Consider the following 12,819-nt stretch of genomic DNA (forward strand, 5'->3'; position numbering starts at 1 on the left):
GCGCCGTCAAGATTCTCCGCGTCGCCGCTTCCTGAGCGCCCTCACCCGGCCCCGGCTGGCGCACGCCGGGGAAGGACACCAGCGCCGCCGGCCGCCCGGGTCGGCGAATACGCCCCGGCAGTCCTGCTCCGGGCAAGCCCGCAGGTCGTGGCGCAGCGGTCCGGTGAGCCAGTCGGCCGCCTGGTGGGCGAGCCGGGCGAACGCCGCGTCCGCCGTCGGCGGGGCGTCACGATAGAGCCGGTCCAGGGCGGCCACCTGCACCGGCTCGGGCTTGAGAAAGCGAGACAAAGACCCGACCTCGTCCGCGGTCGGGGCGACACCGTCGACCGCGCCCAACGCGAGCGGCCGTAGTGCCTCGCGCAGCCGGTAAGCCGCCTCGAGGTCCCGGTCGGTGACCGGCGCGAGCGGCGTCAGCTCGACGCACGCCAGCCAGTCGCGCAGCCGCTCGACCGTCGGGATCCGCTCGACCGGCTGTGCCCCGAAGTGGCGGCCACGAGTGGCGAGCAGGTTGAGCCACGGAGCGCCCATGTCGAGGCGGAAGTCTTCGGACACACTCCGAGTGTAACGGGTCAGGCGTTACACTCGGTCCCATGACTGGGGAAGCAATGATCCGCACGGTGCTGGGCGACATCGATCCGGCCGAACTGGGCGTGACGAACGCGCACGACCACCTCTTCTTCGCCTCGAAACTCCTGCCGGGCCAGGAACTCGACGACCCGGCGGCCGCGGCGACCGAACTGAACCGCTTCCAGGCGGCAGGCGGGGCGGCCCTCGTCCAATGGACGCCGCACGGGCTCGGCCGCAGGATGGACGACCTCGCCCGGCTCTCGCGGGAGACGGGGGTCCACCTCGTCGGCGCCACCGGGCTGCACCGCGCCGAGCACTACGCGCCCGCCGCGCTGAGCCGGGTCGTCGACGATCTGGCCCGCGTCTTCGTCGAAGACCTGACCACGGACACCGCGCCGCGCGCCGGGCTGATCAAGGTGGCCGGCGCCTTCCACACGATCGACGCCCACGCCCGGTTGACGATGACCGCCGCCGCGGTCGCCCACCAGGAGACCGGCGCGCCGATCGCCGTGCACCTCGAACTGGGCACGGCGGCCCTGGAGACGGTCGAGCTGCTGTGCGACGAACTCGACGTCTCACCGGAAAAGGTGATTCTCGGGCACCTCAACCGCAACCCGGACCCGCGCACCCAGCGGCAGATTGCCGAGACCGGCGTGTTCCTCGGCTTCGACGGGCCGTCGCGGGCCAACCACGCCACCGACTGGCGGCTGTTCGACGGCCTCGAAGCCCTCGTCGAGGCCGGGCACGGCGGGCAGCTCCTGCTCGGCGGCGACACGACCACCGCCGCCGCGCGGCACCAGCCGGGCGCGTCCTACCTGCTCACCACGCTGGCGCCAGGGCTGACCAGGCGGCTCGGCGGCGACGTCGTCACGGCCGCGCTGGTGGCGAACCCCGCGCGGGCGTTCGCCACCAGCCGGCTCGGATGATTCAGCGGAGCCCGAAACCTTCCTGCCCGCCGCCCCGGCCGCGGCGGCGCAGGTAGCGCTCGAACTCGGCGGCGATCTTGTCGCCGCTGACGTCCTGCTCGGCGACCTCGATCTGCGCGTCGCCGCGCTCCTCGAGGCTGCGGACGTACTCGCTGATCTCTTCGTCCTCGTCGGCCATCTCGCTGACCGTGCGCTGCCACTCCTCGGACTGCTCCGGCAGCGCCCCGAGCGGGATCTCGACGTCGAGGATGTCCTCCAGCTTGTGCAGCAGGGCGAGGGTCGCCTTCGGGGACGGCGGGTGCGACACGTAGTGCGGCACCGCGGCCCAGATCGACACGGCCGGGATGCCCGCCTGCACGCAGTAGTCCTGCAGGATCCCGACGATGCCGCTCGGGCCCTGGTAGTTGTTCAGGTCGAGCCCGTAGAGCGACGCGGTGTCCTTGTCGTACGCCGTCCCGGTGACCGGGACCGGCCGCGTGTGCGCGGTGTCGGCGAGCAGCGCGCCCAGCGTCACCACGGTCGCGACGTCGAGCTGCTTGATGTGCTCCAGCAGCTCCGCGCAGAAGGCGCGCCAGCGCATGTTCGGCTCGGGGCCCTGCACCAGCACGACGTCCCGGTCGAACCCGTCGGGGCGGCACACCGACAGCGTTGTCGTCGGCCAGTCCACCCGTCGAGTGACGCCGTCCACCATCCGGACGGTCGGGCGGCTGACCTGGAAGTCGTAGTAGTCGTCGGGCTCCAGTTCGGCCAGGGGCGTGGCGTCCCAGTTCAGCTGCAGGTGCTCCACCGCGCGGCTGGCCGCGTCGCCGGCGTCGTTCCAGCCTTCGAAGGCGACGACCATCAGCGGACGGGTGGGTTCGGGGCGGTCGCCGGGCGGCCGCGGGGTCTCGTCGACGGGCTCACTCACCGGACCAGCCTACGACCACCGGCCTTACCCTGTTCAGCATGTCCGACCGCCTGTCGTCGCCCTTCCTCGAAGCCCTGCGCTCGCGCGTTCTGGTGGCCGACGGCGCCATGGGCACCGCTCTGCAGGCCCACGACCTCGGCCTGGCCGACTTCGACGGCCTCGAAGGCTGCAACGAGATCCTCAACGTCACCCGGCCGGACGTGGTCCGCTCGGTGCACCGGGGCTACCTGGAGGCGGGCGCGGACGCCGTCGAGACGAACACTTTCGGGGCCAATTTCGCCAACTTCGCCGAGTACGACATCACCGAGCGGATCTTCGAGCTGGCCGAGGCAGGCGCGCGGCTGGCCCGCGAGACCGCCGACGAGTTCGCGACGCCGGACCGGCCGCGGTTCGTGCTCGGCTCGGTCGGCCCCGGCACCAAGCTGCCGACGCTCGGCCACGCGCCGTTCACCACGCTGCGTGACGCCTACCGCGAGGAGGTCCGCGGCCTGCTGGCCGGCGGCGCCGACGCGGTGATCGTCGAGACGACCCAGGACATCCTTCAGACGAAGGCGTCGATCATCGGCGCGAAGCGCGCCATGGCCGCCGAGGGCCGCCGGGTGCCGATCCTCGCTTCGATCACCGTCGAAACCACCGGCACGATGCTGCTCGGCACCGAGGTCGGGGCGGCGCTGGCCGCGCTGGAACCGCTCGGCATCGACGTCATCGGCCTCAACTGCGCCACCGGCCCGGCCGAGATGAGCGAGCACCTGCGGCAGCTGGCGAAGCTCGCCCGGGTGCCGCTGTCGGTGATGCCGAACGCGGGCCTGCCGGAGCTCGGTCCGAACGGCGCGGTCTACCCGCTCGGCCCGGAAGCCCTGGTCGAGGCGCTGACCGGGTTCGTCCGCGAGTTCGGTGTCGGCCTGGTCGGCGGCTGCTGCGGCACCACCGACGAGCACATCCGGCAGCTCGCCGCCGCCGTCGCGGACACCGCGCCGGCGGCCCGGCGGCCGCGGCCCGAGCCCGGCGTGTCCTCGCTGTACCAGGCCGTGCCGTTCAAGCAGGACGCCAGCGTGCTCATGATCGGCGAGCGGACCAACGCGAACGGCTCGAAGGCGTTCCGCACCGCGATGCTCGAGGGCCGGTGGGACGACTGCGTCGAGATCGCCCGCGAGCAGACCCGCGACGGCGCCCACCTCCTGGACCTGTGCGTCGACTACGTCGGCCGCGACGGCACCGCGGACATGGCCGAACTGGCCGGGCGCCTGGCCACCGCGTCGACCCTGCCGATCATGCTCGACTCCACCGAGGTCCCCGTGCTGAAAGCGGGCCTGCAACGGCTCGGCGGCCGCTGCGCGGTCAACTCCGTCAACTACGAGGACGGCGACGGCCCCGAGTCCCGCTTCACCCAGGTCATGGAACTGGTCAGCGAGTACGGCGCCGCGGTCGTCGCCCTCACGATCGACGAAGAGGGCCAGGCGCGGACCGCGCAGACGAAGGCCGACATCGCCACCCGGCTCATCGAGGACATCACCGGCACCTGGGGCGTGCGGACGTCCGACATCATCATCGACGCCCTGACCTTCACCATCGCCACCGGGCAGGAGGAATCCCGCCGCGACGGCATCGAGACGATCGAGGCCATCCGCGAGATCAAGCGCCGCCACCCCGAGGTCCAGACCACGCTCGGCCTGTCGAACATCTCCTTCGGCCTCAACCCCGCCGCGCGGCAGGTGCTCAACTCCGTGTTCCTGCACGAATGCGTCCAAGCCGGACTGGACACCGCGATCGTGCACGCGTCGAAGATCTTGCCCATGGCCCGGATCCCGGACGACCAGCGCGCGGTCGCGCTGGACCTCGTCTACGACCGCCGCCGCGAGGGCTACGACCCGCTGCAGGAACTGATGGCGCTGTTCGAGGGCGTCAGCGCGGCGTCGTCGAAGGCGTCACGGGCCGAAGAGCTGGCCGCGCTGCCGCTGTTCGAACGCCTCGAACGCCGGATCGTCGACGGCGAGCGCAACGGCCTCACCGGCGACCTCGACGCGGCCCTGGAACAGCGGCCCGCGTTGCAGATCATCAACGACACGCTGCTGTCCGGCATGAAGACCGTCGGCGAGCTGTTCGGGTCCGGGCAGATGCAGCTGCCGTTCGTGCTGCAGTCCGCCGAGGTCATGAAGGCCGCCGTCGCGCACCTCGAGCCGCACATGGAAAAGGACGACGACTCCGGCAAGGGCCGGATCGTGCTGGCCACCGTCCGCGGCGACGTCCACGACATCGGCAAGAACCTCGTCGACATCATCCTGTCCAACAACGGCTACGAGGTCGTCAACCTCGGCATCAAGCAGCCGATCACGACCATCCTCGACGCCGCCGAGGAGCACGGCGCCGACGCCATCGGGATGTCCGGGCTGCTGGTCAAGTCCACGGTGATCATGAAGGAGAACCTCCAGGAGATGAACTCCCGGGGCGTCTCCGCGCGCTGGCCGGTGCTGCTCGGCGGCGCCGCGCTGACCCGGTCCTACGTGGAGAACGACCTCACGGAGCTGTACTCCGGCGACGTCCGCTACGCCCGCGACGCGTTCGAGGGGCTGCGGCTGATGGACGCGATCATGGCCGCCAAGCGCGGGGAGTCGCCGCTGGTCGACGCCGACGCGGAGAAGAAGCGCGCCGAGCGCAAGGAACGCCGTGAACGCTCGCTGCGGATCGCGGAGGCGCGGAAAGCCCGCAAGGCGGAGGAAGAAGCCCTCGAAGGGCCGCCGCCCGCGCGCTCGGACGTCGCCACCGACGTCCCGCTGCCGTCCCCGCCGTTCTGGGGCAGCCGCGTGGTCAAGGGCGTCGCCCTCGCCGACTACGCCGCGATGCTCGACGAGCGCGCGACCTTCATGGGCCAGTGGGGCCTCAAGGGCGCCCGCGGCGGCGCCGGGCCGACGTACGACGAGCTCGTCGAGTCCGAAGGCCGGCCGCGGCTGCGGTACTGGCTCGACCGGCTGACCGCCGACGGCGTCCTCGCGCACGCGGCCGTCGTCTACGGCTACTTCCCGTGCGTCGCCGAGGGCGACGACCTGGTCGTGCTCACCGAGCCCGAACCGGCCGCGCCGGAGCGGCTGCGCTTCACCTTCCCGCGCCAGCGCCGCGACCGGCGGCTCTGCCTGGCCGACTTCTATCGGCCCCGCGAATCGGGAGAGGTCGACGTCGTCCCGTTCACCGTCGTCACCATGGGCCAGCCCATCGCCGACTACGCCAACGAGCTGTTCGCCGCGAACGCCTACCGCGACTACCTCGAGGTGCACGGCCTCGGCGTCCAGCTCACCGAGGCACTCGCCGAGTACTGGCATTGCCGCATCCGGGGCGAGCTGACCTTCCCCGGCGGTGTGGCGGTCGCCTCAGAGGACCCCGACGACGTCGAGGACTTCTTCAAGCTCGGCTACCGTGGAGCACGGTTCTCACTGGGCTACGGCGCCTGTCCCGATCTCGAGGACCGGGCGAAGATCGTCGCGCTGCTCGAGCCGGGCCGGATCGGCGTCAAGCTGTCCGAGGAGTACCAGCTGCACCCCGAGCAGTCGACCGACGCGATCGTCTGCCACCACCCGGAAGCGAAGTACTTCAACACCTGAGGGAGAATCCACTGTGGACGGACTCGATGCCGTGCTGTGGGACATGGACGGCACGCTCGTCGATTCCGAGAAGCTGTGGGACATCGCTCTCTACGAGACGGCGGAATGGCTCGGCGGCAAGCTTTCCGAGGAACAGCGGATGACGCTCGTCGGGTCCAACATGGACGACACGTCGGCGTACCTGCTCGAGGTCGTCGGCCTTCCGGTGAGCCCCGAGTCGATCGCGTCGACGGGCGCGGAGATCCGCCGCCGCACGGCCGGCCTCTTCGACGACGAGCTGCCGTGGCGCCCCGGCGCCCGCGAAGCCCTGACGGCGGTGCGTGCAGCCGGTTTGCGCTCGGCGCTGGTCACCTCGACCGAGCGGGACCTGACCGAGCTGGCCCTGAACACGATCGGGCGCGAGTTCTTCGACGTCACGGTCTGCGGCGACGAGGTCGACGGGCTCAACAAGCCGCACCCGCGCCCGTACCTCAAGGGCGCGGAGCTGCTCGGCGTGGACCCGGCGCGGTGCGTCGCGGTCGAGGACTCGCCGCCGGGCACGGCGTCGGCGGTCGCGGCGGGCTGCACCGTCCTGGTCATCCCCAACGACGTCCCGGTCGAACCGGGGGAGCGGCGCGTGTTCCGCGACTCGCTCGTCGGCGTCGACGTGCCGGCGCTGGCGGCCCTGCTGGGCTGAGCACGCCCATGTCGCATTTCCGCTAGCCGTCGCCGTCGCGCTCGGCGATGCTGGGTCCCGTGCACGATGATTTCGAGCGGTGCGTGCGGGCCGTGCAGGCGAAGGACGCCCGGTTCGACGGGTGGTTCTACACCGCCGTCCTGACGACGAAGATCTACTGCCGGCCCAGCTGCCCGGTGGTGCCGCCGAAGCCGCGGAACATGAGCTTCTACCCGAGCGCGGCGGCCGCGCAGCAGGCCGGGTTCCGCGCCTGCAAGCGGTGCCGCCCGGACGCGAGCCCGGGCTCGCCGCTGTGGAACGAGCGCGCCGACCTGGTGGCCCGCGCCATGCGGCTGATCGCCGACGGCGTCGTCGACACCGAAGGCGTCCAGGGCCTCGCCGATCGGCTGGGCTACAGCGTCCGGCAGGTCCAGCGCCAGGTGTTCGCCGAGGTCGGCGCCGGCCCGCTGGCCCTGGCCAGGGCTCAGCGCGCGCAGACCGCGCGGACGCTGATCGAGACCACCACCCTGCCGATGACCGAGCTGGCCATGGCCGCCGGGTTCGGCAGCATCCGGGCGTTCAACGACACCGTCCGCGAGGTGTTCGCCCTCTCGCCGACCGAGCTGCGGCAGCGCGCGAAGGGCAAGCCCTCGGCGACGGCGGGCGCGATCCCGCTGCGCCTGCCCTACCGGAAGCCGCTGTGCCCGGACAACCTGTTCGGCCACCTCGTGGCCACCGGAGTGCCGGGTGTCGAGGAGTGGCGCGACGGCGCCTACCGCCGGACCCTGCGGCTGCCGCACGGCCACGGCGTCGCCGCGCTGCGGCCGGAGGACGGGTACATCGCCTGCCGGCTGACGCTGACCGACCTGCGGGACCTCCCCACGGCGACCAGCCGCTGCCGTCGGCTGCTCGACCTCGACGCCGACCCGGTCGCCGTCGACGACCAGCTCGCCGGCGACCCGCTGCTCGCGCCGCTGGTCGCGGCCGCGCCGGGCCGCCGGGTACCGCGCACGGTCGACGGCGCCGAGTTCGCCGTGCGGGCTGTGCTGGGCCAGCAGGTCTCGACGGCGGCGGCCCGCACCCACGCGGCCCGGCTCGTCGTGGCCCACGGCGAACCGATCGACGACCCCGAGGGCGGCCTCACCCACCTGTTCCCGTCGCCGGACGCGCTCGCGTCCCTGGACCCGGAGACCCTGGCGATGCCGCGCTCTCGCCGTCGGACGCTGCTCGCGCTGGTCGAGGCGCTGACGGACGGCCTCGACCTCGGCGCGGGCAGCGACTGGGCCGGGACCCGGGCGGCGCTGACCGCGTTGCCCGGTTTCGGACCGTGGACGGTCGAGAGCATCGCCATGCGGGCCCTCGGCGATCCCGACGCGTTCCTGCCCACCGACCTCGGCATCAAGTACGCCGCGGAGACGCTCGGCCTTGGCGGCCAGGCTGCCGTCGTCGCCCGGTCGGCGGCGTGGCGCCCGTGGCGCGCCTACGCCACCCAGCACCTGTGGGCCACCGGTGACCACGCGATCAACCGGATGCCCGCCGCCTAGGAGGTCCCATGCGTTCCCACGTCGTCATCGACAGTCCCTGCGGCCCGCTGACCCTGGTCGCCGAGGGCGACGCGCTCTGCGGGCTGTACATGCACGAACAGCGCCACCGCCCGGCCCAGGCGACGTTCGGCTCGCCCGGCTCGGTCGGCCTCTTCGCCCTCGCCGAAACCCAGCTGATGGAGTACTTCGCCGGGCAGCGGCGGGAGTTCGACCTCCCGCTGGCGTTCGCCGGCACGCCGTTCCAGCGGTCGGTGTGGGCGGCGCTGCTCGACATCCCGTACGGCGAAACCGCGTCCTACGGCGAGCTCGCGCAGCTGCTCGGCAAGCCGGCGGCCGCGCGGGCCGTGGGCTTGGCCAACGGCAAGAACCCGATCTCGATCATCGTGCCGTGCCACCGGGTCATCGGTTCGACGGGTTCGCTGACCGGGTACGGCGGCGGCTTGGAGCGGAAGCGGTACCTCCTCGACTTCGAACGCCGTCCCAATCTTCGGGAGGCGGCGTCCACTTCGGTGTGAGATCCACGGCATCCGCGGCGGGGCGGGGCGGCGTGGCCGGGTCCGGGGTGGAAGGATCTGCAGATCGTGAAGACCTTCGATGAGCTGTTCGCGGAGCTTGCCGAGCGCGCGCGTTCCCGTCCCGACGGGTCCGGCACCGTCGTCGCCCTCGACGCCGGGGTGCACGCCCAGGGCAAGAAGGTGCTGGAGGAAGCCGGCGAGGTGTGGATCGCCGCCGAGCACGAGTCCGACGACCGGCTCGCCGAGGAGATCTCCCAGCTGCTGTACCGGGTGCAGGTGCTGATGCTCGGCCGCGGTCTGTCGACCGAGGACGTCTACCGCTACCTGTGACGGGTGGTTCCCGAAGAACCCGAAGAACGAGGAGAAGAGCGAAATGCTGCGTGTTGCCGTGCCGAACAAGGGAGCCCTCGCCGCCGCGGCGACGGAGATGCTCGGCGAGGCGGGCTACCGGAAGCGGCATGAGCAGCGCGACCTGACCGTGCTCGACACGGTGAACGAGGTCGAGTTCTTCTTCCTGCGCCCCAAGGACATCGCGATCTACGTCGGCTCCGGCGACCTCGACCTCGGCATCACCGGCCGGGACCTGGCGCTCGACTCGGGCGCGGCGGTGGAGGAGATCCAGGCGCTCGGCTTCGGCGGTTCGACGTTCCGCTACGCCGCCCCGGCCGGTCGCGAGTGGAAGCCGGCCGACCTGCACGGCAAGCGGCTCGCGACGTCGTACCCGCGGCTGGTCCGCGACGACCTCGCCCGCCACGGCGTCGAGGCCGAGGTGATCCGCCTCGACGGCGCGGTCGAGATCTCGATCCAGCTGGGCGTGGCGGACGCGATCGCGGACGTCGTCGAGTCGGGCCGTTCCCTGCGGCAGAACAACCTCGTCGCGTTCGGCGACCCGATCTGCGTGTCGGAAGCGGTGCTGCTGCAGCGCCGCGGCACCGAGGAGAGCAAGGCGAAGTCGCAGCTGGCGGCGCGCTTGCGCGGCGTCGTGTTCGCGCAGCAGTACATGATGCTGGACTACGACTGCCCGCGGGAGCTGGTGGAGCGCGCCATCGCCATCACGCCGGGCCTGGAGTCACCGACGGTGGCCCCGCTCGCCGACGACGATTGGGTGGCCGTGCGGGCGATGGTGTCGCGCAAGAAGGTCAACCTGATCATGGACGAGCTGGCCGAGGTCGGCGCCAAGGCGATCCTGGCGTCGGACATCCGCTCCTGCCGCCTCTGACACACCACGGTCGTGAGTGGGAAACAGGGCTGGAACACTGTTTCCCACTCACGACCGTGGGTCAGCGAGGCCGGTTGGGCTTCTTCGGCAGCAGGTCGTACAGCCCCTTGCGGGCGCCGTTGTCGTTGACGTTGCGGGCCACCGCGACCTCCGAGATGAAGTCCTCGAAGACGAACTCCTCGTCGGCCGGGACCACCGCGGGGGCCTGGTTCTGCTCCAGGTAGCTGTCGAGAGTGCCCGCGATCTCGCGGAAAGACAGCGCTTGCAGCGTCTCCGGCGCGTACGTCGTCACCGGGACGCCGTGCGCGGCCGCCTCGTTCATCACCACACCCAGCGGCAGGTGCGAGAGCATCGGGATGCCGAACTCGTACATCTCCTGCAGCGCCGCCGCCGCGTAGTGCGAGATCGGGCGCCGGTAGAGGCTCGGCACCAGGCCGAACCACGACAGCGGCTGCCGCCCGACCGTCTGCTCGACGTACCGGACCTGGTCGGCCAGCAGCCGCAGCGCGCGGATGCTCGTCTTGTCCGGCTGGACCGGGACCAGGATGCCGTGCGACGCCGCGAGCGCGTTGTTCGTCAGCACGTCCAGCGCGGGCGGGCAGTCGATGACGCAGTGGTCGTAGTTGGCGAACTGGATGACCCTGGCCAGCTGCCAGCCGGGCACGCGGAACGAGTCGAGCCGCCGGATCAGGTCGAACATCCCCGGCGACGTCGGCACGACGTCGAGCGCGCCGCCCTTGCCGAGGTTGCTGCGCGGGTGCGGGACGACGAGCTCCTCGATCGGGCCCTTCCACGTCTTGGCCAGCGCTTTCGCCAAGGTCGGTGTGTCTCCGCGGACCTCGGACAGGCCGAGCATCTCGGTCGTCGCGTGGCCCTGCGGGTCGAGGTCGACGAGCAGCACGCGCCGGCCCCGCTCGGCCAGGGCGGCCGCGGTGCCGACGCTCAGTGAGGTCTTGCCGACCCCGCCTTTCTGGTTGACCACCGAGGTGATCTGCATGCCGGAGCGCTCCTCAAGTCGGTCGTTCCGCGAAGGTTATTGGATGCGGGGCCGTTGTGGGTGGCTATCCGCCCCCGGCCTGTCGCGGTCGCACCATCAGCGCCTGCGCGCCGGTGGCCACCGGGCCCTCCGCGTCGTGCAGGATGCTCGTCGCCGTGCCGATGCCGTGCTTGCCGACCAGCGTGACCGCGTCGAGGCCGATCCACTCGCCTTCGGGCACCCGCCGCAGGTGCAGGGTCAGCTCGGAGTTGATGAACCACCACTTGCGCGGGTCGAGGAAGTTCGACACGCCGTTGCCGGAGTCGGCGATGGCGAACAGCCGCTGCAGCCCGCTCGGCTCCTCGCCGTCGACCAGCGGGACGCGCTGGCGGGCCCAGACGGCCGCCGGGCCGGGCACGTCCATGCCGCCGCGCACGGCCCGCCACTCGACGGCGTCGAGGTAACCGGCCTGCCAGCCCTCGGGCCACGGCGACTCGGTCACGGTGTCGGGCGCGGGCAGCAGCGGCCCGGCGTCCGTGGCGGCCTCGGCCGTGTCCGACGTCGCGATGCGCCACGCCGAAGCCCGGGCCACGACGCGGTCGGTGCTCGCCAGCTCGGCCTGCAGCAGTTCCACCGACCGGCCCGGCCGTTCGACCCGGGCCCGCACGGTGAGTTCGGCGACCGGCGCCGGGCCGAGGATTTCGACGGTCACGCGCGCCAGCTCGGCCGGGTGCGCCTGTTCGACGGTTTCGAGGGCGCGCACCAGCAACGCCGACGGCGGGCCGAAGTGCTGGGACTCGGACGACCACGGCCCGGCCGTGTGCGCGGTCGCGGAGTAGCGGCCCTCGCCGAGGGGCACGTAGAACGCGTCGGCCATCAGTCGGCCCGGTCCAGCGGCGTCTCCTCGCCCGCGTCGGGCTCCGGCCAGCCGGGGTAGTCCGGCGGGGTGCCGCCGTACTCGGGGCAGTGCGCCTGGTGGTCGCACCAGTTGCACAGCTTGCTCTTGTTCGCGCGGAAGTCGCCGGTCCGGCCCGCCTTGAGAATGGCCTGCCAGATGGCTTCGAGGGTGCGCTCGAAGCGCACCAGCTCGGCCTCGTCGGGTGTGTAGGCCAGCGACTGGCCGTCGGTGAGGTACATGAGTTTGAGCTGGCGCGGCACGACGCCGCGCAGCCGCCACAGCACGACCGCGTAGAACTTCATCTGGAACATCGCCTTGGCCTCGCCGATTTCCCGCGGCGCGGCGCCGGTCTTGTAGTCGACGACCCGGATCTCGCCGGTCGGCGCGACGTCGACGCGGTCGATGTAGCCGCGCAGCAGGACGCCGGAGCCGAGCTCGATCTCGACGTGCAGCTCACAGGCCTCGGGTTCGAGCCGCCGCGGGTCCTCCAGCTCGAAGTAGGCGTCCAGCAGCTTTTCCGCCGACCGCAGCCAGTCCGCGTGCTCGTCGGGCTTTTCTCCGTCGAACAGCTCGATCCATTCCGGACGGTCGGCGGACAGGTCCGTCCACGCCGGGCCGAGCAGCTCCTTCGCCTGGGCCGGGACCCGCTCGGCGGCGGGCAGCGCGAACAGCCGCTCCAGCACGGAGTGGACGAGCGTGCCGCGCAGCTGGGCCTTGGTCGGGACCTCCGGCAGCCGGTCGACCGCGCGGAACCGGTAGAGCAGCGGGCACTGCTTGAAGTCGCTGGCCCTCGACGGCGACAGCGCGGGCCGCCGCCGCACCTCGGTGGCGACGGCGATGGCTGCTGGGGGATCCGTGGTGACGGTGTCGGCGTCGGGCATGGGCAGAGCGTAACGCCGGGGTACGACAGTTCCGGCGACCGCAACGCCCGGCACCCGCTCCCGCCGCCCAAGCGCCCCAATGTGGCCTTCGGTGCGTGAGACGCACCGAAGGCCGCCTTGGGTGCGTTGAATGACACT

12 protein-coding genes are annotated in these 12,819 nt (G+C 71.9%); 7 read left to right on the forward strand and 5 right to left on the reverse strand.

Features of this window, described 5'->3' with window-relative positions:
* Positions 1-6: 6 nt before the first annotated feature.
* Positions 7-552, reverse strand: coding sequence for a CGNR zinc finger domain-containing protein (locus ACIQWX_RS21130; protein ID WP_400873383.1), 546 nt, complete (start codon positions 550-552; stop codon positions 7-9).
* Between the two features lie 38 nt (positions 553-590).
* Between ACIQWX_RS21130 and ACIQWX_RS21135 the strand changes: the two genes are divergently transcribed.
* Positions 591-1,493, forward strand: a complete 903-nt coding sequence (locus ACIQWX_RS21135; protein WP_400873385.1) for a phosphotriesterase — start codon at positions 591-593, stop codon at positions 1,491-1,493.
* A 1-nt stretch (position 1,494) separates the two neighbouring features.
* Here the strand turns inward: ACIQWX_RS21135 and ACIQWX_RS21140 are convergent, their stop codons facing one another.
* Positions 1,495-2,400 carry a PAC2 family protein gene (locus tag ACIQWX_RS21140; RefSeq protein WP_086681120.1) on the reverse strand — a complete coding sequence of 302 codons (906 nt, stop codon included), beginning with the start codon at positions 2,398-2,400 and terminating at the stop codon, positions 1,495-1,497.
* Between the two features lie 38 nt (positions 2,401-2,438).
* On the opposite strand from ACIQWX_RS21140, the gene metH reads away from it, so the two are divergent.
* The 6 genes from metH to hisG all read left to right on the forward strand — a co-directional run bounded on the left by metH (position 2,439) and on the right by hisG (position 9,926).
* The gene (metH, locus tag ACIQWX_RS21145) at positions 2,439-5,993 is read left to right on the forward strand and encodes a methionine synthase (protein WP_400873388.1); all 3,555 of its coding nucleotides are present in this window, start codon (positions 2,439-2,441) and stop codon (positions 5,991-5,993) included.
* Positions 5,994-6,036: 43 nt separating this feature from the next.
* Positions 6,037-6,669 (forward strand): HAD family hydrolase, encoded by a 633-nt coding sequence (locus ACIQWX_RS21150; RefSeq protein WP_400875842.1) that lies wholly within the window; start codon positions 6,037-6,039, stop codon positions 6,667-6,669.
* A 59-nt stretch (positions 6,670-6,728) separates the two neighbouring features.
* Positions 6,729-8,192: a DNA-3-methyladenine glycosylase 2 family protein gene (locus tag ACIQWX_RS21155; RefSeq protein WP_400873391.1), complete on the forward strand. Its 1,464-nt coding sequence runs from the start codon at positions 6,729-6,731 to the stop codon at positions 8,190-8,192.
* A gap of 8 nt (positions 8,193-8,200) precedes the next feature.
* The gene (locus ACIQWX_RS21160) at positions 8,201-8,707 is read left to right on the forward strand and encodes a methylated-DNA--[protein]-cysteine S-methyltransferase (RefSeq protein ID WP_400873394.1); all 507 of its coding nucleotides are present in this window, start codon (positions 8,201-8,203) and stop codon (positions 8,705-8,707) included.
* Positions 8,708-8,773: 66 nt separating this feature from the next.
* The gene (locus ACIQWX_RS21165) at positions 8,774-9,037 is read left to right on the forward strand and encodes a phosphoribosyl-ATP diphosphatase (protein WP_247023247.1); all 264 of its coding nucleotides are present in this window, start codon (positions 8,774-8,776) and stop codon (positions 9,035-9,037) included.
* A gap of 43 nt (positions 9,038-9,080) precedes the next feature.
* Entirely contained in the window at positions 9,081-9,926 is an 846-nt protein-coding gene (hisG, locus tag ACIQWX_RS21170; protein ID WP_400873398.1) for an ATP phosphoribosyltransferase, read from the forward strand.
* Between the two features lie 61 nt (positions 9,927-9,987).
* Here hisG and ACIQWX_RS21175 read toward each other — a convergent pair whose 3' ends face one another.
* The 3 genes from ACIQWX_RS21175 to ACIQWX_RS21185 all read right to left on the reverse strand — a co-directional run bounded on the left by ACIQWX_RS21175 (position 9,988) and on the right by ACIQWX_RS21185 (position 12,681).
* Positions 9,988-10,923 (reverse strand): ParA family protein, encoded by a 936-nt coding sequence (locus tag ACIQWX_RS21175; protein ID WP_400873401.1) that lies wholly within the window; start codon positions 10,921-10,923, stop codon positions 9,988-9,990.
* A 64-nt stretch (positions 10,924-10,987) separates the two neighbouring features.
* A complete protein-coding gene (locus ACIQWX_RS21180; RefSeq protein ID WP_400873403.1) occupies positions 10,988-11,779 on the reverse strand; it encodes a thioesterase family protein in 792 nt (263 codons plus the stop codon).
* Positions 11,779-12,681 carry a RecB family exonuclease gene (locus ACIQWX_RS21185; protein WP_400873406.1) on the reverse strand — a complete coding sequence of 301 codons (903 nt, stop codon included), beginning with the start codon at positions 12,679-12,681 and terminating at the stop codon, positions 11,779-11,781. The genes ACIQWX_RS21180 and ACIQWX_RS21185 overlap by 1 nt, the downstream gene beginning before the upstream one ends.
* Positions 12,682-12,819: the final 138 nt, after the last annotated feature.

It is taken from the genome of Amycolatopsis sp. NPDC098790 (genome assembly GCF_044759945.1).
GTDB lineage: Bacteria > Actinomycetota > Actinomycetes > Mycobacteriales > Pseudonocardiaceae > Amycolatopsis.